At 71.1% G+C, this 24835-nt stretch carries 27 protein-coding genes; 8 read left to right on the top strand and 19 right to left on the bottom strand.

From position 1 onward, the window contains the following. Nucleotides 1-37 precede the first annotated feature (37 nt). The 3 genes from OG607_RS18830 to OG607_RS18820 form a co-directional block, all read right to left on the bottom strand. Nucleotides 38-802, bottom strand: coding sequence for an SDR family NAD(P)-dependent oxidoreductase (locus tag OG607_RS18830; protein WP_405724437.1), 765 nt, complete (start codon nt 800-802; stop codon nt 38-40). Between the two features lie 29 nt (nt 803-831). Continuing rightward, nucleotides 832-1275: a hypothetical protein gene (locus OG607_RS18825; protein ID WP_405724435.1), complete on the bottom strand. Its 444-nt coding sequence runs from the start codon at nt 1273-1275 to the stop codon at nt 832-834. Nucleotides 1276-1397: 122 nt separating this feature from the next. Continuing rightward, nucleotides 1398-2888: an FAD-dependent monooxygenase gene (locus OG607_RS18820; RefSeq protein WP_405724433.1), complete on the bottom strand. Its 1491-nt coding sequence runs from the start codon at nt 2886-2888 to the stop codon at nt 1398-1400. A gap of 103 nt (nt 2889-2991) precedes the next feature. Between OG607_RS18820 and OG607_RS18815 the strand changes: the two genes are divergently transcribed. Continuing rightward, on the top strand, nt 2992-3573 hold the full coding sequence (locus tag OG607_RS18815) for a TetR family transcriptional regulator (RefSeq protein WP_405724431.1): 582 nt from the start codon (nt 2992-2994) through the stop codon (nt 3571-3573). A gap of 27 nt (nt 3574-3600) precedes the next feature. Here OG607_RS18815 and OG607_RS18810 read toward each other — a convergent pair whose 3' ends face one another. The 3 genes from OG607_RS18810 to OG607_RS18800 form a co-directional block, all read right to left on the bottom strand. Beyond that, nucleotides 3601-4290, bottom strand: coding sequence for a hypothetical protein (locus tag OG607_RS18810; protein ID WP_405724429.1), 690 nt, complete (start codon nt 4288-4290; stop codon nt 3601-3603). A 137-nt stretch (nt 4291-4427) separates the two neighbouring features. Beyond that, on the bottom strand, nt 4428-5291 hold the full coding sequence (locus OG607_RS18805; RefSeq protein WP_405724427.1) for a bifunctional 5,10-methylenetetrahydrofolate dehydrogenase/5,10-methenyltetrahydrofolate cyclohydrolase: 864 nt from the start codon (nt 5289-5291) through the stop codon (nt 4428-4430). After that, nucleotides 5288-5908 carry a cyclodeaminase/cyclohydrolase family protein gene (locus OG607_RS18800; protein WP_405724425.1) on the bottom strand — a complete coding sequence of 207 codons (621 nt, stop codon included), beginning with the start codon at nt 5906-5908 and terminating at the stop codon, nt 5288-5290. The genes OG607_RS18805 and OG607_RS18800 overlap by 4 nt, the downstream gene beginning before the upstream one ends. A 127-nt stretch (nt 5909-6035) precedes the next feature. On the opposite strand from OG607_RS18800, the gene OG607_RS18795 reads away from it, so the two are divergent. Next, nucleotides 6036-6641: a histidine phosphatase family protein gene (locus OG607_RS18795; protein ID WP_405736886.1), complete on the top strand. Its 606-nt coding sequence runs from the start codon at nt 6036-6038 to the stop codon at nt 6639-6641. A 9-nt stretch (nt 6642-6650) separates the two neighbouring features. Here the strand turns inward: OG607_RS18795 and OG607_RS18790 are convergent, their stop codons facing one another. The 6 genes from OG607_RS18790 to OG607_RS18765 form a co-directional block, all read right to left on the bottom strand. After that, nucleotides 6651-7085: a VOC family protein gene (locus OG607_RS18790; protein WP_405724423.1), complete on the bottom strand. Its 435-nt coding sequence runs from the start codon at nt 7083-7085 to the stop codon at nt 6651-6653. A 108-nt stretch (nt 7086-7193) separates the two neighbouring features. Further along, nucleotides 7194-7670: a hypothetical protein gene (locus tag OG607_RS18785; protein WP_405724421.1), complete on the bottom strand. Its 477-nt coding sequence runs from the start codon at nt 7668-7670 to the stop codon at nt 7194-7196. Nucleotides 7671-7758: 88 nt separating this feature from the next. Then, nucleotides 7759-8028: a ribosomal protein L7/L12 gene (locus OG607_RS18780; RefSeq protein ID WP_405724419.1), complete on the bottom strand. Its 270-nt coding sequence runs from the start codon at nt 8026-8028 to the stop codon at nt 7759-7761. A gap of 42 nt (nt 8029-8070) precedes the next feature. Beyond that, entirely contained in the window at nt 8071-8553 is a 483-nt protein-coding gene (locus tag OG607_RS18775; RefSeq protein ID WP_405724417.1) for an NUDIX domain-containing protein, read from the bottom strand. 48 nt (nt 8554-8601) lie between these two features. Then, nucleotides 8602-8844: an SCO5918 family protein gene (locus tag OG607_RS18770; protein WP_405724415.1), complete on the bottom strand. Its 243-nt coding sequence runs from the start codon at nt 8842-8844 to the stop codon at nt 8602-8604. 402 nt (nt 8845-9246) lie between these two features. Continuing rightward, nucleotides 9247-9450, bottom strand: a complete 204-nt coding sequence (locus OG607_RS18765; RefSeq protein WP_127361257.1) for a cold-shock protein — start codon at nt 9448-9450, stop codon at nt 9247-9249. 361 nt (nt 9451-9811) lie between these two features. Between OG607_RS18765 and OG607_RS18760 the strand changes: the two genes are divergently transcribed. Then, the gene (locus OG607_RS18760) at nt 9812-10315 is read left to right on the top strand and encodes a GNAT family N-acetyltransferase (RefSeq protein WP_405724413.1); all 504 of its coding nucleotides are present in this window, start codon (nt 9812-9814) and stop codon (nt 10313-10315) included. Between the two features lie 36 nt (nt 10316-10351). Here OG607_RS18760 and OG607_RS18755 read toward each other — a convergent pair whose 3' ends face one another. Continuing rightward, a complete protein-coding gene (locus tag OG607_RS18755) occupies nt 10352-11455 on the bottom strand; it encodes a MerR family transcriptional regulator (RefSeq protein WP_405724411.1) in 1104 nt (367 codons plus the stop codon). 77 nt (nt 11456-11532) lie between these two features. On the opposite strand from OG607_RS18755, the gene OG607_RS18750 reads away from it, so the two are divergent. Beyond that, nucleotides 11533-12282 carry a metallophosphoesterase gene (locus OG607_RS18750; protein WP_405724409.1) on the top strand — a complete coding sequence of 250 codons (750 nt, stop codon included), beginning with the start codon at nt 11533-11535 and terminating at the stop codon, nt 12280-12282. Nucleotides 12283-12382: 100 nt separating this feature from the next. Beyond that, a complete protein-coding gene (locus OG607_RS18745) occupies nt 12383-13873 on the top strand; it encodes an NCS1 family nucleobase:cation symporter-1 (RefSeq protein ID WP_405724407.1) in 1491 nt (496 codons plus the stop codon). Here OG607_RS18745 and OG607_RS18740 read toward each other — a convergent pair. Then, complete coding sequence (locus OG607_RS18740; protein WP_405724405.1) at nt 13857-15725, bottom strand: LamG-like jellyroll fold domain-containing protein; 1869 nt, start codon at nt 15723-15725, stop codon at nt 13857-13859. The two genes, OG607_RS18745 and OG607_RS18740, sit on opposite strands and share 17 nt — an antisense overlap. A 153-nt stretch (nt 15726-15878) precedes the next feature. Between OG607_RS18740 and OG607_RS18735 the strand changes: the two genes are divergently transcribed. Continuing rightward, nucleotides 15879-17531 carry a hypothetical protein gene (locus OG607_RS18735; protein WP_405724403.1) on the top strand — a complete coding sequence of 551 codons (1653 nt, stop codon included), beginning with the start codon at nt 15879-15881 and terminating at the stop codon, nt 17529-17531. Between the two features lie 499 nt (nt 17532-18030). Here the strand turns inward: OG607_RS18735 and OG607_RS18730 are convergent, their stop codons facing one another. Continuing rightward, nucleotides 18031-18621, bottom strand: coding sequence for a nucleoside deaminase (locus OG607_RS18730; RefSeq protein ID WP_329313961.1), 591 nt, complete (start codon nt 18619-18621; stop codon nt 18031-18033). Between the two features lie 99 nt (nt 18622-18720). On the opposite strand from OG607_RS18730, the gene OG607_RS18725 reads away from it, so the two are divergent. Both OG607_RS18725 and OG607_RS18720 read left to right on the top strand, forming a co-directional pair. Beyond that, nucleotides 18721-19683, top strand: coding sequence for an antibiotic biosynthesis monooxygenase (locus OG607_RS18725; RefSeq protein WP_405724400.1), 963 nt, complete (start codon nt 18721-18723; stop codon nt 19681-19683). After that, a complete protein-coding gene (locus tag OG607_RS18720; protein WP_405724398.1) occupies nt 19683-20999 on the top strand; it encodes an FAD-binding oxidoreductase in 1317 nt (438 codons plus the stop codon). Before OG607_RS18725 ends, OG607_RS18720 begins: the two co-directional genes overlap by 1 nt. Before the next feature lie 11 nt (nt 21000-21010). Here the strand turns inward: OG607_RS18720 and OG607_RS18715 are convergent, their stop codons facing one another. Genes OG607_RS18715 through OG607_RS18700 form a run of 4 tightly spaced genes read right to left on the bottom strand, consistent with a single transcriptional unit; the run spans nt 21011 to nt 24808 of the window. Next, nucleotides 21011-22351, bottom strand: a complete 1341-nt coding sequence (locus tag OG607_RS18715; RefSeq protein WP_405724396.1) for an amidohydrolase family protein — start codon at nt 22349-22351, stop codon at nt 21011-21013. 8 nt (nt 22352-22359) lie between these two features. Continuing rightward, nucleotides 22360-23187 carry an ABC transporter permease gene (locus OG607_RS18710; protein ID WP_405724394.1) on the bottom strand — a complete coding sequence of 276 codons (828 nt, stop codon included), beginning with the start codon at nt 23185-23187 and terminating at the stop codon, nt 22360-22362. Continuing rightward, nucleotides 23184-23963, bottom strand: a complete 780-nt coding sequence (locus OG607_RS18705; protein WP_405724392.1) for an ABC transporter permease — start codon at nt 23961-23963, stop codon at nt 23184-23186. Before OG607_RS18705 ends, OG607_RS18710 begins: the two co-directional genes overlap by 4 nt. Then, nucleotides 23960-24808, bottom strand: a complete 849-nt coding sequence (locus tag OG607_RS18700) for an ABC transporter ATP-binding protein (RefSeq protein ID WP_405724390.1) — start codon at nt 24806-24808, stop codon at nt 23960-23962. The genes OG607_RS18705 and OG607_RS18700 overlap by 4 nt, the downstream gene beginning before the upstream one ends. Between the last annotated feature and the right edge of the window lie 27 nt (nt 24809-24835).

The following is a 24835-nucleotide window of genomic DNA, read 5'->3' as shown; positions in this document are numbered from 1 at the left end:
GCCAATGCCTACTGCCATCCGTCCTGGGGAGCTTTGACTACGCCTCCTCCACCACGCGGTGCACCTTGTGCTGCGCCGCCTGGGCCCGGGGCCGGACCACCAGCAGGTCGATGTTGACGTGGCTCGGCCGGGTCACGGCCCACGCGACCGTGTCCGCGACGTCATCTGCCGTCAGCGGCTCCGCGACGCCCGCGTAGACGGCCGCGGCCTTGTCGGAGTCACCCCGGAAGCGGGTGACCGCGAACTCGTCGGTCTTCACCATCCCCGGGGCGATCTCGATGACGCGGACCGGTTCACCGGACAGCTCCAGCCGCAGCGTTGCGGCGATGGCGTGGGTGCCGTGCTTGGCCGCGACGTAGCCGCCGCCGCCTTCGTACGCGGTGAAGCCGGCCGTCGACGACAGCACCACGATCGTGCCGTCGCCGCTGGCCACCAGCTTGGGCAGCAGGGCCTGCACCGCGTTCAGCACGCCCATCACGTTGACCTCGAACATCGCGCGCCAGTCGTCGGGGTCGCCGGTGGCGACCGGGTCGGCCCCGAAGGCGCCGCCCGCGTTCGCGAAGAGGACGTCGACGGAGTCGAGGGAGGCGGCGAAGGCGTCGACTGCGGGGCGGTCGGTGACGTCGAGGGCGTACGCGGTGGCGGAGTGCCCGGCAGCGGCGAGTTCCTTGGCCAGGGCTTCGAGGCGCTCGGCGCGGCGGGCGGTGAGGACGACGTGGTAGCCGGCGGCGGCGAGTTGGCGGGCGGTGGCGGCGCCGATGCCGCTGCTGGCGCCGGTGACGACTGCGGTGCGGGGGCTCATGTTCGGGTGCCTTTCGCCGGGTCGGGGCGTTACGCGTGCAGCATATGTGGGGCCGGAGCGAGGGCTCGGAGGGTGGTGCGCTGGCTGAACCACAGGAGCCAGACGGTCATCGAGCCCATGAGGACGGCGAAGGCGAGGTGGCCGGTGGTGGAGGTGACCTGCATGCCGGCGAGGGCGAGCACGCCGTGCAGGGACATGCGGAGGGCGACGAGTCCGAGTGCGATCCAGCGGGTGCGGCGGCCCTTCCACATGGCCTTGGCGAGCTTGAGGCGCTTGCGGAAGATGGTGAGGGAGATGACGGCGTTGGTGGCGCCGACCGCGATCAGGAAGATCCACGACTGGGGGTAGGCCTTGAGGAGGTCGTAGGCGGAGCCGATGACGCCCTCGAAGGCGAAGAACCAGGTGGGGATGGTCGGAAGCGGCTCCGCCGCTGACCTCTCGTGCTGCCGTTCCTGCGTGGCCTGCTGCGACATCTTCGCCCCCTGGGTGATCGTCGCCCGGTTCTCTGCCGGACGACCATCAGCTTCGCGGGGAAGGGCGGCTGCCCGGCAGAGCAGGAAATCCGCACTTCGGGATGACATCTGTCATGAGGCTGTCAGCGGGCCGGGCCGGCCCAGCGGGCGAGCGCCTTCCCGAGGCCTGCGGGGTCGGGGCGCTCGGACGCCCAGGCGATGTAGCCGTCGGGGCGGACGAGCAGGGTGGTGCGGCGGCCGCCGGTCCAGGTGGTGCGTATGACGCGGGGGTCGGTGGCCGTCGGGCCGTCGGGGCCGGTGGGGGTGATGAGTACGAACCGGCCTGTGCGGAGGGCCTCGTACAGGCGGGTGCCGTCCGCGAGCCGGACGTCGGGAGCGCGCTTGCCGGTCAGGAGGTGGGCGCCGCGATCGGCGGCGTAGGAGATGCCGATGCCGGTGAGGACGCCCATGGCCTTGCGCTTGAGGGGACGTATGCGGGCGACGGCGCGGGCGAACAGGTCGCGGGCGGTGCGCTGGAGGGGGTTGTGGGCCATGGCGAGGCGGATGATGCCGCCGCTGCTGCGCAGGACCAGGCGCCCGACGGGGTGGCGCTCTGATTGGTAGGTGTCCAGCAGTGTGTCGTCGGCGTGGTGCCGGAGGACGGCGGTGAGCTTCCAGCCGAGGTTGGCGGCGTCCTGGAGGCCGGTGTTCATGCCCTGGCCGCCGGCGGGGGAGTGGACGTGTGCGGCGTCACCGGCGAGGAAGACGCGGCCGACGCGATAGGCGGGGGCCTGGCGCTCGTCGCTGTGGAAGCGGGAGAGCCAGCGGGCCTCGTACATGCCGTAGTCGGTGCCGAGGGCACGGCGGGTGAGGTCGCGGACCTCGTCGAGGTCGAGGGGGTCGGTGTCGGGGCGCCGGCTGAGGCGGTCCCAGCCCATGATGCGGTACCAGCCGTCGCCGAAGGGGGCGATGAAGACGAAGGCGTCTCCGGTGCCGTTGACGGTGAGCAGGCCTTCGGGCTTCTCGTTGAGTCGTACGTCGGCGAGGACGATGGACTTGATGACCGCTTGCCCGGGGAAGGGCAGTCCGAGGGCCGAGCGGACGGCGCTCCGATGGCCGTCGGTGCCGACGGCGTAGGCGGCGCGGTGGGCGGTGACCGTGCCGTCGGCGGTGCGGGTGCCGACCTCGACGCCTTCCTGGTCCTGGCGCAGGGCGGTGACCTCGGCTCCGTACTCGAAGCGCACACCGGCCTCGCGGGCGCGGCGCTGGAGTATCCGCTCGACCTCGTACTGCGGGGTGATGAGCAGGTATGGGAAGCGGGAGGGCAGATGGCTGAGATCGAGGGAGAGGTGCCGGAAGAGGCGGAGGGCGTCGAGCGGGTGGCCGGTGGCGACGAGGTCGTCGGCGAGACCGCGGGCGTCGAGCTGTTCGAGGGTGCGGGCGTGGACGCCGAAGGCGCGGCTGAGGTTGCTGGTCTCGTGCAGGCGGCGTTCGAGGACGGTGACGGAGACGCCGGCGGCGGCCAGGTCTCCTGCGAGGAGCATCCCGGTGGGACCGGCGCCGACGATCAATACGTCCGTGCGCGCGGGGGTCGTGCCGGTGCTGGTGTCACTGGTGGTGTCGGTGTCGGTCATGGCTTCCTCCTACGAGTGCCAACGGTTGTTGGTCAACGCTTGTTGGCAACGATAGGCTCACCCCTCTCGACATGTCAACGCTTGTTGGCCTACAGTTGTGGACATGGCACCGACCCAGCCTTCGGACTCACGTCCCCGCCGCTCCGACTCCACCCGCGCCGCGATCCTCGAAGCCGCCCGCGAGCGCTTCGCCGCCGACGGCTACGAGCGGGCCACCATCCGCGCCATCGCCAAGGAAGCGGGCATCGATCCGTCGATGGTGATGCGCTACTACGGGAACAAGGAGGGGCTCTTCGCGGCCGCCTCCGACTTCGATCTGCGGCTGCCCGACGTCAGCTACATACCGACGACGCATGTCGGGGCCGCGCTCACCGCGCACTTCCTCGACCGGTGGGAGACGGACGAGACTTTCGCCGCGCTGCTGCGGGCCGGCGCGACGAACCCGGCCGCGGCCGAGCGCATGCAGACGATCTTCCGCGAGCAGCTGGGGCCGATCGCGGCCGCCGTGTGTCCCGACCCCGCCCAGGCGGGGACGCGGGCCGCGCTGGCGTCCTCACAGATCCTGGGTATGGCGCTGGCGCGCTATGTGCTGTGTTTCCCGCCCGCTGTCGTGATGACGCGGGAGGAGGTGATCGCCTGGCTGGCGCCGACCGTGCAGCGGTATCTCACCGCGGAGCGGCCATAGCGGCGGCCGCCACAGGCGGGAGGCCGCTCAGGAAGCGACGGTGGAGGCCTTGCCCAGCGCGGCGAGCGCTTCCTTGGCCGCCGCCTGCGCGCCCGTGCTCACCTCGGCGGCGCTCGGGGCCTTCTTGTTCTCGAAGTCGCTGCCGTTGTAGGTGACGGTGACCAGGGCGTTGCCCTGGCGCACGACCAGGACAGCCTCCTGCGTCTGCTGGCCGTCGTCCTTGGTCAGCGAGGTGCTCACGGAGGCCTCGTTGCCGATCCCGGACAGGGCCGTGGACTGCTTCTGCGAGACGTAGGTCTGGTGCGCCACCTGGGCGGCACTCTGCGGTGTCGCGGTCCCGTCGGCGGCGGAGGCTATCTCGAAGGTCACGTCGAGCCAGCGGTAGTCGAAGCCCTTGAGCGCGTTCCACGAGCAGCCGGTCCGGTGCGTCGGGTCGGTGAGCTTGAGCTCCTTGCCGGCGGGCTTGACACCGGGGACGAGCTTCTTGAGCGTGGCGGCGGTGATCGACGTGCAGGCGGCGGGCGGCTTGGAGTACGACGCGTTGGAAGTCGAGCCCGAACCGGAGGCGGAGGAACTGGCCGACGGGTTGGGCGAACCAGGCGTCCGGCTCTGCGCGTCCGCGCCGGAACCGCCGGTGGCCGACATGGACCAGCCGACAATGGCCAGCACGGCGGTCGGCAGCAGCCGGGCCGCGAGGGTGATGGGCAGAGGCGCCACAGGTTCTTCTCTTCGGTCGTGTCTTCGGGTCGTGAGGATGACGACGAAAATGAGACTGCCATACGAACCCTAGCGCGAACAGCCCCGTCAGCCCCTGCCTTCACACGGATCACACAGCGGCGCCGACATGGCGGAAGTCACATGGCAGCGCTCGCCGCCGCCCGTACGGTGTGCTGGAGCAGCAGCGCTGTCGTCACCGGACCGACCCCGCCCGGCACCGGCGTCAGCGCGCCTGCCTGCGCGGACACCGACGCCGCGTCCACGTCGCCGGCCAGCCCGCCGTCCTCCGTCGGATTGGTGCCGACGTCGATCACGACCGCGCCGGGGCGCACATGGGCTGCGGTGATCAGCCCGATGCGGCCGACGGCCGCGACCACGACATCGGCAGCCGAGGTGACAGCGGCCAGGTCGGCCGTGCGGGAGTGGCAGACCGTGACCGTGGCGTTCCGGTCGAGGAGCAGGTGAGCGGCCGGCTTGCCGACCACCGTGGAGCGGCCGACGACCGCGACATGGCGGCCGGTCAGCTCGACCTTGTGGTGGTCCAGCAGCGCCACGACGGCTTCGGCGGTGGCGGGCGCGTAGGCCGGCAGCCCGGCCGCCAGCCGCCCGAGGCTGAGCGGATTCGCGCCGTCGATGTCCTTCTCGAAGGAGATGGCCGAGGCCAGGTCCTCCAGCGCCGCCCCGTCCGGAAGCGGGGTCTGCAGGATGATCCCGTGAACGCCGGGTTCGTCGCTGAGCCCGGCGAGCCGGGCGCGGATCGCCTCCGCGCTCGCGCCGGCGCCGAGATCGACGATGTCGCACGCGATGCCGGCCTTCTCCGCCGCCCGCGCGATGGAGCGGACGTACCAGGCGCTGGACTCGTCCGCCGTGGCCACGACGACCGCCAGCTTCGGCGGCCTGCCCGCCGCTGTCAGCTCGGCGGCGCGCGAGGCCGTCTCCGTCCGGATGGAGGCGGCGAGCTCCTTGCCGGAGAGAACGGCGGCGGCCCCTGCTGCGCTCACTTGGCGATCTCCTTGCGTACGGCCTCGGTGACGTGCCCCGCGAGGGCGGCGATGTCGTCCACCGCGCCCGCCGCGGCGCCCAGTTCGGCGCGGGCCTGCTCATCCCTGATGCCGCTGAGGTTGATCTCGACGTTCACGCGGGCGGTCGTCGCGGCGGCACGGGCCGCCTCGCTGGCGGCGGCCACGTCCGAGATGACGTTGGGGTTGCCGACCGGCAGCAGCTCGGCCGCCAGCACCACCACCCGCTCCGCGAGTGCGATCACGGCGGCGGGCGGGCGCCCCGCGCCGATCAGCGAGACGGCGATGGCGGCCGAGCGGGCCGCTTTCTCCTCGTCGGTGGCCCTGGGCAGCTTGTACGCGTCCGCGACGGCGGTGAAGGCGGCCGCGTCGTCCTCGGCCAGCCGCAGGGCGGCGGCGCGCAGTTCATCGCTCTCGGCGATGATCCGCTCGACCGTCTCCCGGTGCTCCGCGTACTTCTCGCCCGTGCTGTAACGGGCGACCATGCCCACCAGCGCCGCGCCCTGCGCCGCGGCCAGAGCGGCCGCCGCGCCTCCGCCAGGGGCCGGCACCCGGGCGGCCAGCTGTTCCAGGAAGTCCTTGATCGTCCGGTCGCGCATCGGCGCTCGTCCCTCCGCTGGTCGTCGGGGGTGAATCCTCCCATGGCGGGCAACCGAATCCGTTTGGATCTACGTCTACAGAACCGAGGGGGAAAGCAAGGGAAACCGGGGGGAAGGGGAAATGACCGTGACAGAAGGTGCGACCCGCTATCTGTATCTCGCGCGGCACGGCCAGGCGCTGCCGGACGAGAGCGGGCTTACGGAGACCGGCCGCCGGCAGGCCGTGCTGCTCGGCGAGCGGCTCCGGGACGCGCCGATATCCGTCATCCACCACGGGCCGCTGGCACGGGCCGCCCAGACCGCGTCGCTGATAGCCGGGCAGTTGGACGGCGTGCCGCTGCGCCGGTCCGAGGCGGCCGGGGACTACGTCCCGTACATGCCGGACAAGGACGAGCTGCCCGAGGATTCGGCCGGTTATCTGCTGCGCTTCTTGGAGTGGGTCACGGAGGAGGACCGAGAGGAGGGCGCCGTGCTGGCGGCTCAGGCGCTGGAGCGGTTCACCGGCCCGGCTGAAGGCCCGGCCGGAAGTGAGCGCCACGAGCTGGTCGTGACACACAACTTCCTCGTCGGTTGGCTGGTGCGAGCCGCGCTGGCCGCCCCCAAGTGGCGCTGGCTGGGCCTCAACCACGGCAATGCGGCTCTGACGGTCATCCGCTACACCCCGGGACGGCTGCCGGCGCTGCTGTCCTGGAACGACAGCGGGCACATACCGGCAGGCCTGCGGACGCTGTGAACCGTAGTCTCAGCCCAGCTCTTCGAACAGGGTCAGCTGCAGACCGGCGGGGCCTTCCAGGCGGGCGTTGAGGGAATTCCAGGGCGTCACCACCGGCTCCTTGACCACGGTCGCGCCTGCCAGCTCGGCTCGGCGGGTGGCCGCTGCTGCGTCAGGGACCTGGAAGGCGACGCGGATGTGGCCGGCGGCGCGGTGGCCCACCTCGACCTGGTCGATGTAGGCGGCGTGCGGCGGGTCGGTGATCTCCAGCGTGGCGCGGCCGGCTTCGAGGATGGTGACGCGTCCGCCGTCCGAGCTGAACGCGGCGCGCTCCGGCAGGCCCAGTGTGTCGCGGTAGAACGCGAGGGCCGCGTCATAGTCCTCGGCCGTCACCACCAGCCGCAGTTCGGCGACTTGGGGAACCTCTGCCTGAGGGGTGGGCGGCTTGTCCTGATCATCGGTCATGAGGGGGCAACAGGCCGAGCGCGGAGATCATTCCGCTCGCGGCCCACTCGGCCGAGGGGCAGTGCCAGCTGTGCGAAGCGGCCGCCGCGACCGGCCCGTAGGCCGGTCTCAGGCGGCGCTTCCCGGAAGAGTCGGCTCCGGCGGGGGCGTGCGGCCTGCGAGCGAGGAGACCGTAGGCGTGATGGCAGCGGTGGCGGTGGTAGCGGTGGTCATGCTGGCCGACACACCCGCCGGTGCGGCCTGGGGCTGCTGCACCTGCGGGACCTGCTGCACGCGGTGGCGGGCCGTCTGCTCGGCGCTGCCGGTGGCACCGAGACCGGCACCGGCGGTGATGGCGATGGGCGCGGCCGGTGCCGCCTGCGGGGCGGGTTCCGGCGCGGGCGCGGCCGGAGCAGCGAGGCGGCTGCGGAGGTGCTGGGTCGCGGCTTCGTCGAGGCCGACCGGCCGCTGGAGCCGTACGGCCAGCCGACTGGCCTCGCGGCCGAGAGCGGCCAGGTCCTCCCACCGCAGGTGGACGACCAGTTGAAGCTCGGCCTCGCCGTCGGGAAGGGCCTGCAGGGAGGAGAGGTTGCTGTGGCTGTTCATCGGCTGGTCCTCACGGTCTCGTCGGTCACTCGGCGATCTCGGACGATGATGGATACGGACCGTCGGCGCGAGCTGTTCAGCGAGCCGTTCAGCTGTCCATCCGGTCGACCGCGGCCTTCGCCTCCCTCAGGTCCGCGCCGGTCAGCTCCCGGTAGGCCTTGATGGCCTGGATCTTCTTGCCGCGGCGCAGGTGCACGTACACGGCCTCAAGCTCGGCCGGCGGCGGCTCCAGGGCGCCCAGCTGCCTGAGGGCCCTGTCGAGTTTGCGCTCCAGGCGCTTGAACCGGGTTTCCATGGCGGAGACGGTGAGCACGTGGGTGAGGACGATGAGCATCGGAATGAGCAGGAGGGTGGCCATGAACGCCAGTCTTCCGTGCCCGCAGGGTCAGGCGGGCCGGGGTCAGGCGTCCCAGCCGTGCAGCGAGACCGCCGAGTCGCCGGCGAGGTAGCTGTGCAGGGCGCCGTAGGTGCTCGGGACGAACTCTTCGGGGATCGCGGCGATGTCGGTCCACCGCACCTGTGAGTGCTTGGCCGGCTCGGCGTTGCGGGGCTCGCCGGACCACTGGTCGGTGGCGAAGACGACGGTGAGGAAGCCGTTGGGGGATTCGACGCCCCAGGCGCCGTGTATGAGGTGGGCGAGGCGCAGGGCGGCCGGGTCGACGACCAGGCCGGTCTCCTCGCGCAGTTCGCGTACGGCTGTGGCGGTGACGGGCTCACCGGGATCGGTCTTGCCGGTGGGCAGATCCCACAGGCCCTGGGCGAACTTGGCGCTGGGGCCGCGCCGCAGGAGGAGGACCCGGCCGTTCTCGCGGTCGTGGACGATCACGGCGGCGACGAGCAGGGTCATCGACTCGGTCGCGGGCCGCAGGGCGGAAGGCAGCATCGCCCCATCATGCCGCGCGCCACCGACAGCCCGGGCGGCTCAGGCGGCTCAGGAGCCGCTGTTCTCCACGGTGAAACCCAGCGCCCGCATCGCCCGCATGACCTCGCCCGCGCTGAAGTCGCGCCGGTCCTGGCGGGTCACAACGGCACCCACCTGCATGAGCGGGTACGTGATGCCACCGATCTTGACCGACGCGCCGGAAACGGGCTCGGGGGAGACACCACTCATCGCCTGCTCCACCTCGATCGCGTGGATGTAGAAGTGTCGGCGAGCGATGGTGACGCGCATCATGCCTCAGCAAGGGGTAGGCGGGGACTGCCGGTGTCGCCAGACTCTCATGGAACGGCGGGTGAAGGTAGCCGCGCAGGCAGCGCGGCCGGACCCGGCCGCACATAGCCGCGCGGGTCGGGGCGCGCGAGGGGATTCCGTATGCCGGGGCGGGAACCGGACCTAAGTGCGCGAATCACCGGTCTATCACACGAGCGGATTCACCGGGGCGGATTATCGGGATTACTTCGGCCCGGATAAGGGCCGGTGTACGGGCCGGGGTGCGGGCCGTGCAGGGGGCACGTGCGGGCGTAAGTTCAAGCTGCCGCCCGCGGGAAGATGAACGCCGGTATACGTAAAGAAGAAAAGCTGGGGCCCGCACCTCGCGGTGTGAGCCCCAGCTTCAGGTGACGCTATTCGTCCCGATCAGACCGGGATGATGTTCTCGGCCTGCGGGCCCTTCTGGCCCTGCGTGACGTCGAAGGAGACCTTCTGGCCTTCCTGCAGCTCACGGAAGCCGGAAGTGGCGATGTTGGAGTAGTGGGCGAAGACGTCGGCGCCGCCGCCGTCCTGCTCGATGAAGCCGAAGCCCTTTTCCGCGTTGAACCACTTCACGGTGCCAGTAGCCATTTTGTTCTCCTCTGATAGGGGCATTGCCGGGAGTACGCACCTCGCGCATTCCCGCGTCGCCGCGTTGTCCCCATCCGGTAAAGCCGTAAAAACGAAAATGCGCCCGAGGGTCACATCCCGTCAGGCGCACACAGAGTTCATGGGTACCAAAACTGCAACTGAAACCAAACTAGCACACATCTCATCGGGGTGGGAGATTCTCCGCAGCCGAATGGGATCCGCCTGCCACACCGTACCCCACCCGGCGTAACGGGCCCGCCCGGGTCGCCGGTCCGGTCCTTGACGGCGCTATTTCCCGGGCTGTCCCGTGGTGTCACGATGACAGTGGCCCGCGGTGGCGCTGGCAGCCGGGAGGAGACGTATGACGGAGACGGTTTTCCTGCGGCGGCTGAGCAGATGGCAGGCCGAAGGGCAGCGCGAGGCCTTCGCGGACATGTATGAGGTGGCCTACGACGACGGGCCCGGCGGGGAGTACCAGGACCGGCAGGACTTCCTGCTGCGCTTCGCCGACTACGTCCAGCACCCGGGCTTCGACATGATGATCGCCAGCGAGGCGGGCGCGCTGGTCGGCTGCGCCTGCGGCTACCGCGCGGGGAGCGCCGGTGATTCCTGGCCGGGGCACGAGGAGTTCGCGGGCTCCGGCCAGGTCTTCACCGTGGTCGAGATGATGGTGCTCCCCTCCCACCGCCGACGTGGTGTCGCCACCCGGCTGCTGCAGCAACTGCTCACCCGCCACGACGCGGGGCTCGCCACGGTGCGTGTCGAGCGGACGAATGCCGCTGCCCTCGCGGCGTACGGGGCCTGGGGCTGGACGCGGGCCGACGACTCCGAGGCGTACGAGACCTGGAGCCGCAGCCTGGGCTGACCGGCCCGCGGGTCGGCCTGCCGATCAGCCCACCGATCAGCCCGGCGCCACCACGTCCGCCACGACGCACGCGACGTTGTCGGGCCCGCCGGCCGCATTGGCCAGGGCCACCAGCTCGCGGACGGCCTGCTCGGGATCGTCGGTGGCCGAGATGACGCGCTGCACCTCAGGGCCGGGCACGACCGCCGAGAGGCCGTCGGAGCAGAGCAGGTAGCGGTCGCCGGGTCGGGCGTCGTGCAGGCGGAGGTCGGGGGTGACCCCGGACGGGAAGGCCAGGGACTTGAGGAGGAGCGAGCGCTGGGGGTGGGAGGCGGCCTCCTCGGGGGTGAGGCGGCCGTCGTCGACCATGGACTGCACGAGGGTGTGGTCGTGGGTGATCTGGAAGAGCTCGCCGTCGCGCAGGAGATACGCGCGCGAGTCGCCGATGTGGACGAGGGCGAGCTGCGAGCCGGTCAGCAGCATCGCCGTGAGCGTCGTGCCGGATTCCGGCGATTCCGGCGATTCCGGAGCTTCCGGCGATTCCGGTGCTTCCACTGCTTCCGCGAGGTCGTCCGCGGCCCGCCGTACGGCCTCTTCGAGGGCGTTGAGGATCTCCCCGGCAGGGAGCGCGTCCGTGTCGAGCCGCTTGAGGGCCTCGATGGCGGCGGCGCCGGCCGGGCCGCCGCGGTCGCCGTAGCCGTCGGCGACGGCGAGGAGGCGGGAGCCGGCGTAGGCGGAGTCCTGGTTGCTCTCGCGGACCCGGCCGGGGTCGGAGAGGGATGCGTAGCGGATGGCGAGAGAGGCGGTGGGCATGATGGCGGGTTCCTTCCCGGACTGCGACAGGTGGTCGATGAGGAAGGCGGCCAGGTCCCTGCGGGCGGCGGTGTCGGCTTCGACCTCGGCCCAGTACGCGCGGACCGCGTCGGCCGCGGCGCCCGGCTCCAGCCCGCACACCTCGCGGATCCGGGCCAGCGGCATGCCGATGCGGCGCAGCCAGGCCACCAGCCGGGCGTGCTCCAGCTGGTCCGGGTCGTAGAAGCGGTAGCCGGTGGCGGGGTCGACGCGGGCGGGCGGCAGCAGGCCGAGGTCGTCGTAAAGCCGCAGGGCCTTGGGCGACAGCCGCGAGGCCCTCGCGAACTCCCCGATCGTCAGTGAACCCACGTTCCTCCTCATGCGCCGATGCTGCGGCTTCCCCCAAGGACAAGGTCAACGGGTCGCCGGTTTGCGAGACTCAAGCCATGATCATTGCCCACGTCAGCGACATACACATCGGCGGCAGCGACGAGAGCGCGGAGCGCGCGCTGCGCGTCCGGGACTACATCAACGGGCTCCCCGAGCCGGTCGACGCGGTCGTCGTCACCGGCGACATCGCCGATCACGCGCTCGTCGAGGAGTACGAGATCGCCCGCGAGGCGATGCGCTACGACGCGCCCACCATCGTCTGCCCCGGAAACCACGACTCGCGCGCCGAGTTCCGCAAGGTGCTTCTCGGTGAGACCGGCAGCGATCCGGTCAACCAGGTCCTGCGCCTGGACGGCCTGACCATCGCCCTCGTCGACTCCAGCATCCCGGGCCGCCACGACGGCTATCTGGACGACACGACCATCGCCTGGCTCGACATGACCCTCGCGGGCACCGAAGGCCCGGTCTTCGTCGGCATGCACCACCCGGCCGTCGCCCTCGGCCTGCCGTCCGTCGACGCGATCCGGCTGAAGAGCCCCGACCGCCTCCAGGCGGTGCTGGAGCGTCACCCCCACGTGAGGGCGGTCCTCGCCGGGCACGCGCACACCGCTGCGTCGTCCGTCTTCGCCGGCCTGCCGCTGGTCGTGGCGCCCGGTGTCGTGTCCACGCTGAAGCTACCGGGGGAGTGCGTCCTGCCGGACGACTGGACCGAGGGCGACGCCCTCGACTTCGACCTGCCGCCCGCGTTCACCTTCCATGTCTTCGACGGCGAGCGGCTCGTATCGCACACCCGCGTCGTTCCGTGACGGGTGATGGGATTGGTTGACATGTCCGTAACTCATCCGGAATGACGCAGAAAACGGTTGCCCTTTCCCTGTACGCATCAGCACCCGGGAGGAAGCAGCCATGACGGCGACGGACAACACCCCCACAACCCCCACGGCCTCGGCGGACCACTCGCCCCGGCTCTACAACGAAGACCTCGCGCCCGCCACCGAGCGGAAATGGGGCGCGTTCAGCATCTTCAACGTCTGGACGTCCGACGTACACAGTCTGTACGGCTACTTCCTGGCAGCCAGTCTCTTCCTGGTCGCAGGCAACACCTTCAAGTTCCTGATCGGGATCGGCGTCGGCTCGCTGGTGATCTACTGGCTGATGACGCTGATCGGCAAGGCGGGCGTGCGGACCGGCGTGCCGTACCCCGTGCTCGCGCGGGCCTCCTTCGGCACCTTCGGGGCGAATGTGCCCGCGCTGGTGCGGGCCGTGGTCGCCACCTTCTGGTACGGGGCGCAGACCAGTGCGGCGGCGGGCGCGATCGTCGCGTTCCTCACGAGATACGACGGCCCGAAGCACCTGAACGAGAACTCCCACCTCCTCGGCCACACCGGCCTGGAGGTGATCTGCTATCTCGCCGTGTGGGCGGCACAGCTGCTGATCATCAGCAAGGGCATGGAGACCGTACGCCGCTTCCAGGACTTCGCCGGGCCGGCGGTCTGGCTGATGATGCTGATCCTCGCGATCGCGCTGTCGGTCAAGGCGGGCACGCTCTCCTTCTCCGTCGACATGCCGGCCAAGGACCTCGCCGCCCTCGCCAAGAGCGCGACCGGGCTGGATGTGACGCCGGGCTCCTTCGCGGCGATCGCGGCCATCGCGGCGACCTGGGTCACGTACTTCGCGGCGCTGTTCCTCAACTTCGGCGACTTCGCGCGCTTCGCGCCCGACGAGCGCACGCTGCGCAAGGGCAACGTCTACGGCCTGCCCGTCAACCTCATCCTCTTCTCGCTGGTCGCGGCGCTCACCACGGCCGCCGCGAGCAAGGTCTACGGGCAGGTCATCCTCGAACCGGCGGCGATATCGGCCAAGTTCGACAGCGTCTTCCTGGTGCTGCTCGCCGCCCTGACCTTCGCGGTGGCCACCCTCGGCATCAATGTCGTCGCGAACTTCGTCAGCCCGGCCTTCGACTTCGCCAATGTCGCCCCGAAGTACATCGACTTCCGCCGCGGCGGCCTGATCGCGGCCGTCATCGCGCTGCTGCTGTACCCGCTGCACCCCTGGGACAACGCGCCGAGCTTCGTCAACGCCATCGGCTCGACCATGGGCCCGATCTTCGGTGTCATCCTCGTCGACTACTACCTGCTCCGGCGCGAGCAGATCAATGTGCCCGCGCTCTACGACGAGAACGGCGAGTTCCGCTTCCAGGGCGGCTGGAACATCCGCGCCTTCGTCGCCGGCGCCATCGGCGCGGTCTTCTCCAGCATCCTCCCCGTGTACGGGCCCTCGGGCTACGGCGCGACCCTGGGCCCGTACACGTGGTTCATCGGAGTGATCGTGTCCGGGCTGCTCTACTTCGCGCTCAGCGGCGCGAAGAGCCCGCTGACCGCTAGCGCGAAATCATGAACTCGCCGGGCTTCAGGGCCCGCTCCGCGATGCGTACGTCACCGATCCAGCCGTGCAGGATCTGGTCGATCTTCCCGCCGTACTCGTAGCCGCCCAGCAGCCAGGGCAGGCCGAGCGCGGTCAGGCCGACGGCCCTGGTGGAGGGGTTCCGGGCCACCGGGCAGCCGTCGACGTACAGGGTGGTGTGCCGGCCGTCGTTGACGACGGCGGCATGCCACCACACGCCGAGCGGCAGCTCGTGGCCCCAGTTGGTGACCGAGGTGTCCAGGTTGAGGGGATAGACGCACCACTGCAGCTCGCGGTCGCCGGAGAGACTGAGGGTGACGATCGGCTCGTCCGGGTCGCCGCCGGTCTTTCCGGCCTCGCCGCTCAGGCCCCAGCGGCTGAGGAGGGCGGCCCAGGCGTTGCGGTCGCTGTCCCAGTCGGCGGGGAGCTTGAAGAAGGCCTCGACGGTGTAGCCGGAGCGGAAGGTCGCGGAGTTCAGCGGCGCGTTGTCGGCCGTACGCAGATACGCGCCGCGCAGCGGGCTCTTGTCGCCGCCGAAGTACAGGCTGGCGTGACCCGGCTGGTCGGGGTGGTGCTCGTCGGACCAGGCCAGGGCGCTGTCGGCGGTGCCCGGTACCGTGATCCTGCTGAGGTCGTTGCCGTGGCCGGTGAGGTCCACCACGCGGTCGGTGTCGTGGGAGGCGTCGAAGCGCCAGTACGCGGCGGTGCCGGGGATCAGCATGCGGGCCGCCGGGCGGGCCGGGCGCGGGGCGACGGGGGCGAATCCGGCGAAGCGCTGCCCGAAGTCGATCTCGACGCTGAAACGGTCCTGCGGGCCCGTCAGCTCGATCTCCTCGCGCTCCAGCTCGTTGAGCCCCTTCGCGGCCTTGCCCAGGATCCACGGCGAGATGGTCTCGACGTCGATGGTGCCCCGGGCGAGGTCGAAGCGGTAGAGCCGGATCATCGCGGCGCCGCCGTAGTAGCGGTTCTGGTAGTTGGTGATGTGCAGGTGGGTGTCGTTGCCCGCGGCGTTCTTACGGGTGGTGCGGGCGGGCGGCCAGTAGTGGCCGTTCAGGGTGAGGAAGATCTGGTCGCTGCCGTCGATCAGCTCGTCCCACAGCGCCTGGCCGTGGTCGGAGAGCTGCGCCTCGTCCCCGTACTCGTCCGCGTAGACCACCTCGTGCGTCGTCAGGATCACCGGCGCCTGCGGGTGCGCGGCGATGACCCCCTTCGCCCACGCGATCCCGGCCGCCGAAGGCCGCCAGTCCAGCGCCAGCACCAGCCACTGCAGCCCCGCCGCCCGGAAGAGGTGGTACGTGTTGTAGCCGTCCGGGCTCGCGCCGCCGAAGGACGGGGCATCGCGGAAGCGGGCGGGGCCGAAGGCGTCCAGGTACGGGGTGGAACCGCGCTGGTCGTCCGTGGAGGAGGCGATGTCGTGGTTCCCGGCGACGACGCTGTACGGGACGCCGCGGCGGTCCAGGATCCGGAACGCGTCGCCTATCGCGGCGAATTCGGCGGCCTGGCCGTTCTGGGTGAGGTCGCCCAGGTGGGACATGAAGACGATGTTCTCGTCCTCCGCGTGGTCGAGCAGATAGCGGAACGAGGCCTCGACGGGGGCAGGGTGCAGGCTCTCGCCGTCGAAGAGGTACTGCGTGTCCGGCATCACGACGAGCGTGAAGCGCGAGTCGTCGGTGTCCGGCCGCCAGGCGCCGCGCTTCGCGTCCGCCGCGTCCGCCGCTTCGGCCGGGGTCGCCGTCATCGCCGTCAGCCCGGCCACGGCGGCGCCGGCCAGTCCCGCGCCCACAAGGAGCGATCGGCGGCTGGCGCCCAGTTGGGGTCCGTCAGGTATGTGGTGCGTGTCGCACATGGTTCTTCCCGCAATCGCCGGTCGTCGGGCTGTGGCCGTCCCCCCGACGGGACACTAGGAGTGCCCGGCGCGGCCCCGGCCAACGACCGGGGAAGATCGTGTGAATTATCCTTGCCCCGGCATTCCGGGGCGGGGGAGACATACGGGGGCGGCATGCGGGAAGAGGACTTGCGGGACGAGGACCTGCGGGACCTTACGGCGACCGAGCAGCGCGTGTGCGAGGCCTTCGCGCGCGGCGACGAACTCGACCTGCGCAGCGGCGACCCGGAACGGGACGACCCCGCCGACAGCGCCGGCTGGGGCCCGGAGCGCACCGTCCGGGCCGAGGTGCTCGCCCAACTGCTGCTCGGCGGTGCGCAGGCCCCCGCCCCCGGCCGGGTGCCCGCGCTCCGGCTCGACGGCGCCCTGATCGAGGGCGGACTCGACCTCGACTACGCGGAGATCGCGTACCGCATCACCCTCAAGGGCTGCCACGTCACCGGCCCGATCACCCTCAACCACGCCCGCACCCGCCAACTCGCCCTCCGGAGCTGCCACCTGGCCGGCCTCGGCGCCGCCAGCGCCTCGATCGACGGCAACGTCCGCCTCACCGGCACCCAGGTCACCGGCCTGCTCCGGCTCGACGGCGCCCACATCGCCGGCGTACTCCAGCTGGACGCCGTCCGGCTCTGCGGACCCGACGGCGACGACCGCCCCGTACTCGCGGCCGACCGGGTCCGGGTGGACGACCACATATGGATGCGCTCGGGCTTCACCGCCGAGGGCGAGGTCGTGCTGCGCGGCGCCCAGGTCGGCGGCGACCTCGACCTGACGGGGGCCCGCATCGCGCACCCCGGGGGCATCGCGCTGAGCGGATCCCGTATGCGGGTCGAGGGCGATGTCATCGGCAACGACCTGCGTGTGCAGGGGGAGTTGCGAGTCCCCGGCGCCGCCGTGATGCGCACCCTACGGCTGTGGGACGCCCGGCTGAGCAACCCCGGAGGGACCGCGCTGCGCGCCCACGGCCTGGACGTGGGGGGAAGCATTCACCTGGCCGGAGGGACCCGGGTCGAGGGGCGCGTCTCCCTGACCTCGGTCCGCTCCGGCGGCCGAATCAGCCTGCGGGACGCCCACCTGGCCGCCCCCGGCGCCACGGCGCTGTCCATGCGGCAGGCCCAGGCCAGGGAAACCGACCTGTGCACCGCCCACACTCCCGAGGGCCTGGTCGACCTCCGCCACGCCACCCTCGGCGTCATCCAGGACGACCCCGCGACCTGGCCCGCCGATCTCCTTCTCGACGGCCTGCGCTACGACCGCTTCGAGACCCCGCTCCCCGCCCCGCAGCGCCTGCTCTGGCTCCACCGCGACCGCTCCGGCTACGCACCCCAGCCCTTCGAGCAACTCGCCCTCGCCTACCGCGCCCTCGGCCACGAGGACGAGGCCCGCACGGTCCTGCTCGCCAAGGAACGCGTACGCCACCGCGCCCTCCCCTGGTACGCCCGCCTCTGGGGCGCCGTCCAGGACGCCACCGTCGGCTACGGCTACCGCCCCACCCGCGCCGGCGCCTGGCTCCTCGGCCTGCTGGCCGTCGGCTCCACCGTCTTCGAGGCCTGTCCTGCGACCCCCAACAAGGACGCCGGCACCGTCATCTTCAGCCCCGTCATCTTCACCCTCGACCACCTCCTCCCCGTCGTCGGCTTCGGCCAGGGCGCCGCCTTCACCCCCACCCCCGGCACGCAGTGGCTCGGCTACGTCCTGACTGCCGCGGGCTGGATCCTCGCCACCACGATCGCCACGGGCATCACCCGCTCCGTCAACCGCCCCTGACCGCCGGGTGCTGCGCCCCCGGGCCCCTGGGGCTTCGCCCCGGACCCCGAACGCCCTTCGGGCGTGTCCTCAAGCGCCGGACGGGCTGGGTTGGCCGGTGTGCGCCTGCCGTTTCGTCTGGGTCGGGGCCGCCTGCCGGGACTGCGTCCTCAGCGCTCGCGACTTGGGTCGGCCGGGTTCGTGCCCGGGATCCTCGCTCGTCGCTTCCGGGCGCATCCCTCCACCGTCCCCTTCGGCCTGCTCGCGGCCACTGCCCGGTGGGGGGTACGGGTCCTCAGGCCCGGACGGGCTGAGGATGCCCTTCTGGCCGGGCGGGGGCGGTGGAGGGGTTCTCCCGCAGGTGACGAGCGAGGATCCCGGGCACGGACTGAAGGTGCCAGAGTCGCGAGCGCCGAGGAGAGAGACCCCGGCAGGCGCCCCCGACCCCACGGCCAACCCAGCCCGTCCGGCGATTGAGGACGGAACCGCCAACCATGGCAGACGGCACCGCAATGACAGGTCAGTACGGGTGCCGGTCAGGCTTGCCGGTCCACGTGGCGTACGCCTCGGCGCCGAGTTCGGGGTAGATCTGCTCGATGTGGATCCGGCGCTCGCCGAGCGGCTTCTGGAAGTCCTCGTACTGGAAGGAGTCGTCGAAGCCGATCTTCCTGGTCGCGTCGAGATCGGAGGCGTAGTAGACCTCGTCGATGCGGGACCAGTAGATGGCGCTCATGCACATCGGGCAGGGGGCGCCGCTGATGTAGATCGAGCAGCCCTTGAGCATCCGGGCACGCTCGGGGACGGGGTCGGGCGATCCGTCGGGCCGGGGCATGTAGGCGAGGGTGCTCTCGTTCTGGTGCTCCTCGGAGATGGAGGGCGCTTCGGGGTTGAGGGCCTGAACGGCCTTGCGGATGGTCTCGACTTCGGCGTGAGCGGTCGGGTCGCCGGTGAGGAGTACGCGATTCTGGCCGCGGGCGATGATTGCGCCGTCACGGGTGATCACGGCGCCGAACGGGCCGCCCCAGCCCTTTTCCACGGATTCGGTGGCCAGTCGTACCGCTTCGGTCAGGAATTCCTTGTGGGGTGTGCGGGAAAGAACACTGGTGCCCATGCCGTAACCTCCGCCTCGGAAGCCGCTGAGGAATGGTTCGGAATGTTTCCGAATTCCTCAAGTGGTCATCTGGATCCCCTGTGAACTAGACTACGCGGTATGGGTGTCCGTGCAAGCGGCAGTGCGACCGTCGTGACCTCCCAGAAAGTGAGGGAGGGTCGCGACGAGGAATACCGCCGCTGGCAGGAGAAGACGAACCGGGTGGTGCGGGACTTCGACGGGTTCGAGGGCACGGAGACCTATCCGCCGGACTCCGGTGAGGAGCGCGAGTGGGTGGTGGTGTTCCGCTTCACCGCTATGGAGCAGCTCACCGCGTGGCTGGACTCGGGTGCTCGTAGGCAGTTGCTCGCCGAGGTGCGGCCGCTGCTGGAGAGGACCCCGAAGCAGGAGGTCCTGGCCGGTGGCGAGGTCCCGGCGCCCGAGCCGGAGGAGGGGGTCACGGCGGTCATCTCGCACGATGTGCGGCCGGGGAAAGGAGCGGACTTCGAGCGCTGGCAGGGCAAGATCCTGAAGGCGCAGGAGAAGTATCCGGGCTTCATGGGGAGCGAGTTGTTCAGGCCTGTGGAGGGAATCCAGGATCATTGGGTGGTTGTATTCCGGTACGACACCCGTGAACATCTCGAAGGCTGGATGGATTCCGGAATCCGGGAGCGGCTTCTGGAAGAGGGGCGCGATTACTTCTCCGCCTACGATGTCCGCAAGGTGGGGTCGGCATTCAGCGGCTGGTTCCGCTTCGGCGCGGGTGCGGACGAGGCCCCGCCCAACTGGAAACAGGCCATGACCGTCGTGCTGGCACTCTATCCGACCGTCATGGGACTGAATCTGACCGCGGGTCATGAATTCCGGCTCTGGGGCATCCCCGGATATCTGGGCCTGTTCCTCGGAAACGTGCTGAGCGTCAGCATTCTGACCTGGCTGCTCATGCCCCTGGTGAACCGGGCCCTGGCCTTCTGGCTCCGGCCCGACCGGGCCCGCCCCGTGCGCGTCGAGGTGGCGGGCACGGCGATCGTGGTTCTGTGCTGGGTGCTGTCCATCGTCATCTTCGGCCTGACCACCCACTGATGAACGTGCGCCGTGGCGACCCCGGATACGACGCGGTCCGCGAGGCCGTGCTCTGGAACGGCCTCAAGCCGGACCGCTTCCCCGAGGTGATCGTCCGCGCCGCCTCGGCGGGCGACGTCGCGGCGGCCGTCAACCAGGCCCGGGCCGAGGGCCTGCGGATCGCGGTGCGGTCCGGCGGCCACAGCTGGTGCGGCTCGCCGCTGCGCGACGGCGGCATGCTGATCGACCTGTCCGAACTGAGAGGTACGGACATCGACCCGGCCGCCCGGACGGCCACGGTGCAGCCCGCCGTCACGGGCCGGGACCTCGTCGGCCGCCTCGCCCCGCACGGGCTGGCCTTCCCCACCGGGCACTGCGGATCCGTCGCGGTGGGCGGCTACCTGCTCAGCGGCGGCCTCGGCTGGAACGGCACCGAGCTCGGCCCGGCCTGCGCGAGCGTCCAGCAGGTCGAAGCGGTCACCGCCGACGGCGAGTCCGTCACCTGCGACGCCGAGCACCACCCCGACCTGTTCTGGGCGGTGCGCGGCGCCGGGCCCGGCTTCTTCGCCGTCGTCACGGGCTTCCGCCTCGGCCTGCATCCGGCCTCCGCCACGATCCTGACGACCTCGTACGTCTTCCCGCTCTCGCAGACCCGCCCGGTGATGCGCTGGGCCACCGGGGCCGCCGCCGCGCTGCCCCCGAGCGTCGAGCTGACGTACGTCCTGGCGACCGCGCCCGAGGGCAAGGTGATCACCGTCGCTGCCACCGCCTTCTCCGGCTCGCCCGCGGAGGCGCTCCAGGCCCTTGAGCCCCTCGCCGCCTGCCCCATCGCGGCCCTTTCACACCAGGCGCCCGCCCCGGTCACGTTCGAGGAGCTCTACGACGGCGCCGGCACCGCCTGGCCCGCCGATCACCGCTGTGTCGCCGACACCCTGTGGTCGGACGCGGACTACGAGACCCTCCTCGCGCGCTTCGCCGACGCCGTCGCCGAAGCCCCGTCCGCCAAGTCCCTGGTCCTGGCCCCGGTCACCCCCGCCTCCCCGGAGCGGACCCGCGCCGACGCCATGGCCTTCTCCGTCCTGGGCGCCAGCTATGCCGTCCCGTACGCCATCTGGGAGGACCCCGCCGACGACGCGGCCAATATCGGCTGGCTCCGCGACACGATGCACGCCGTCGAACCGCTGGGCACCGGCCACTACATCGCCGAAACCGACCTCACCGCCGACGCCTCCCGGGCCGCCCGCTCCTTCGCCCCGGCCGACTGGGAGCGCCTGGGCGCGCTGAAGAAGCGTTACGACCCGGACAACGTCTTCCACTCCTACCTGGGGCCCGCCTGAGATCTGGGGCCTTAGAAGACCAGCCCCGCGCGTTCGCGCACCGCCGCGGCGCGGGCGGCGGCCTCGGCGAGGACCTCGGCCTCGTCGACGCGGGTCAGTACGCGGTGCCGCAGCAGGAACTCCCCGTCGCAGAGCACGGATTCGACGTTCTCGCTCTTCAGAGCGGTGACCAGAGCCGAGACCGGATCGGCGGCGGTCGCGAAGTTCGGAGTACGGGGGTCGACGACGACCAGGTCGGCGCGCTTGCCGGGTTCGAGGGAGCCGACGAGGTGACCGAGGCCCAGAGCCCGGGCGCCGTCGATGGTGGCCATCCGCAGGACGGCGGCGGCGGGCAGGGCGGTGGGGTCGCGCCGCAGGCCCTTCTGGACGATCGAGGCGAGCCACATCTCGTCGATGACGCTCATGCGGTTGTTGGAGGGCGCGCCGTCCGTGCCGAGGCCGACGACCACGCCCGCGTCGACCATGTCGGCAATCCGGGGCGTGCCGAGGATCTTCAGATTCGAGGCGGCGTTGTGGGAGACCGGGCACCCGCGCTCGGCGAGCAGGCCGATCTCCTCGTCGTCGACCCAGACGGCGTGCACGGCGAGCAGGTCCGGCCCCAGAGCGCCGAGGCGGTCGAGGTGGCGGACGGTGGAGGTGCCCCGGGTGGCGCGGGCGTAGGCGTTCTCCTCGGGGATCTCCGCTACGTGCATCTGGGCGACGGTGCCCAGCGCGCGGGCGCGCTCGACGGTGGCCGTGATCAGCTCGTCGGAGACGTTGAACAGGGTCCGAAGTGTGTACGAGAAGCGCAGCCGGCCGTCCGCGGCGCCGTGCCAGCGGCTCGCGAGCTCGTCCTGCCGGGCCAGGGCCTCGGCGGTGGTCTCGCGGTCGGCGGGCGGGCGGCCGTCGCCGTCGTCCATGGTGCTGCGGCCGAGCAGCGCCCGGATGCCGGCGGTGGCCAGACCCCGGGCCATGCCGTCGACATGGCGGCCGCCGGGGTCGGCGACGAGCGTGCAGCCGTTGCGGATCTGCTCGACGGCGCAGGCGAGAGCGGAGACCTCGCTGTCCCGCTCGTCCAGGGCGACTTCGTACGGCCAGATGCGCTTGTGCAGCCAGGTCAGCAGATCGACGTCGTCGGCGAGGCCGCGGCCGAGCTGCTGGCTGGTGTGGCAGTGGGTGTTGACGAAGGCCGGGATGACGATGCGGCCCGCCGCGTCGTACGTCTCGGCGGCGGGCCCGGCCGTCGGCTCCGGCCCCAGATGGACGATCTCGCCGCCCGTCACCTCGACCCACCCCAGGAACGGGGCCGAGGTGACGGGTACGACGAGCGCCGGGCCGATCCGCAGATCCACCCCGGTGATGGAACGGGTCATGAACCGGGTCACGAACCTGTGCGGATGTTCGGCGCGAAGCGGGCCAGGGCCACGGTCTCGATGGCCGCGATGATGTTGTACGCCAGTGCGGATACGGCGGTGAGGACGGCGACCGAGGCCCACAGGTGGTCGTAGTCGAAGGTCGAGGAGTCCTTGAGCATCGCGTAGCCCAGGCCCTGTCCCGTGGACAGCCACTCCGCGAGCATCGCGCCGATCAGGGCGCCCGGCACCCCGACGCGGGCGCTGGCGAAGAACGCCGGGACCGCGCTGGGCAGCATCACCTTGCGGGCGATCGTCCAGCCCCCGGCGCCGTACGCGCGGCACAGATCGGCCGCCTGGCGGGAGGCGGAGCGCAGGCCGAAGGTCATGGTGACCAGGGCCGGGAAGAAGACGATCAGGCCGCTGATGACAGTGGTGGCCATCAGGCCGCGGCCGAAGATGAGGGTGATGAGCGGGGTCAGCGCCACCAGCGGCACGGACCGTACGACGACCGCCATCGGCAGCAGGGCCTGCTCCACGCTGCGCAGCAGGACGAAGACGACCGCCACGACGACGGCCGCGATGAGTCCGGCGACGAAGCCCAGCCCGGCGTCGAGCAGCGTGCGGCCCAGGCCGGAGGAGACCAGGGAGCGGTGGGCGCCCGCGTCCGCGCCCGAGAAGAGGTAGTGGTAGATGTCGATGGGCGACTTGGCCACCAGCGGATCGAGGTCGTAGACCTCCAGGAAGATGATCCACAGGACGATGACGGCCGCCATCGTCACGACCACGTTCACAAAGGGGCGCAGCGCGCTGACCGCCCAGCGCAGTGCGGGCGGGTTTTCCGTTGCGGTGCTCATGCGCCCCCGCCTTCCACTGTCGTCGTACGCGACCACGGCAGCGCGTAGCGGGAGATGAGCCCGACCACGCCGTACGCGACGCCTGCCACCGCGCCCGAGACCAGGGCGATGCCCCAGGTGCGGGGCACGTCGAGCTGTTGCTGGGCGATGGTCATGGCGATGCCGAGGCCGCTGTCGACGCGGCCGAGGTACTCGCCGATGATCGCGCCGAGGAGTGCGGCGGGGCCTGCGATCTTGAGTGCGGCCAGGGTGCTGGGCAGTGCCGCGATCAGGCGCACCCGCAGCATCTGCTGCCAGCGGCCGCCGCCGTAGGCGCGTACCAGGTCCAGGGAGGCCGGGTCGGCCGAGCGGAGCCCGAGCAGGGCGCCGATGAGGGTGGTGAAGAAGACGGAGAGTCCGGCCATCGCCGACATCGGCTTGTCGCCGTCCAGGACGAGGGACAGGATCGGGCCGATCGCCACCATGGGCAGGCAGTAGGAGGCCACGGCGATCTGGGTGATCACCCGCTCCAGCACCGGCACCAGCAGCACCAGCACCGCCAGGCCCAGGGCCAGGCCGTTGCCGATGAGGTATCCGGTGAGGGCCTCGCTGACGGTCTGGCCGATGTGCGGGCTGTAGAAGGTCCAGCCGTCGTCGAAGACGCTGGACACCACCGCCCATGGGGTGGGCACACCGTCGGCGGTGGTGACGACCGTGGTGGACAGCAGCGCCCACGCCCCGATCAGGGCCACGATGCCGACGGCCCCGCCGGTCCAGGCGGAACGCCGCGTACTCACAGTGCCTCCGGCGCGTCGGCCGTCTCGGAGGAATCGATCCGCCCGAAGAGCAGCTCCGACAACTGGTCGGCGTACGCGTGGAATTCGGGGGAGCGCATCATCTCGGGGGTGCGGGGGCGGGGCAGGTCGATGGTGACGACCTCCACGATGCGGCCGGGCCGGGGGGACATGACGGCGACGGTGTCGCTGAGCAGCACGGCCTCGTTGATGGAGTGGGTGACCAGCAGGGTGGTCACCGCGCGGGCCTGCCAGATGCGCTGGAGTTCGAGGTTGAGGCGCTGGCGGGTCATGTCGTCCAGGGCGCCGAAGGGCTCGTCGAGCAGCAGCACCTTGGGGTCGACGACCAGGGAGCGGGCGATGGCGACGCGCTGGCGCATGCCGCCGGACAGCTGGGCGGGGCGGGCCTTCTCGAAGCCTTCGAGGCCGACCAGTTTGATGAGGTCGGCGATCGCCGCCGGGTCGGGCTTGATGCCGCTGATCTCCAGCGGCAGCCGTATGTTGGCGGCGACAGAGCGCCACGGCAGCAGCGCGGCGTCCTGGAAGGCTATGCCCAGGTGGTGCCGCTTGCGGGCCGCTTCCGGGTCCTCGCCGTGCACGAGCGCCGTGCCGGAGGTCGGGCTGTCGAGCCCGGCGAGGATCCGCAGAACGGTCGACTTACCGCAGCCGGAAGGCCCGAGCAGCGCGAGGAACTGGCCCTCGGTGGTGTCCAGGTCGACGCCGTCCAGGGCCGGCACTCTGTTCCGGCCGAGCTTGAACTCCTTGCTCAGCCCGCGCAGGGACAGCCCGGTCCCTGCCTCGGGCCCGGCCCCTGTTTCTGCTCCCTGGGCTGCGGCTGCGGTACTCATCACGTTGTTGACCTCTGTTGTTCGGTG

This window comes from Streptomyces sp. NBC_01537 (assembly GCF_045040445.1).
In the GTDB taxonomy this organism is placed as follows: Bacteria; Actinomycetota; Actinomycetes; order Streptomycetales; family Streptomycetaceae; genus Actinacidiphila.
This window is presented reverse-complemented; position numbering and strand designations above follow the sequence as displayed.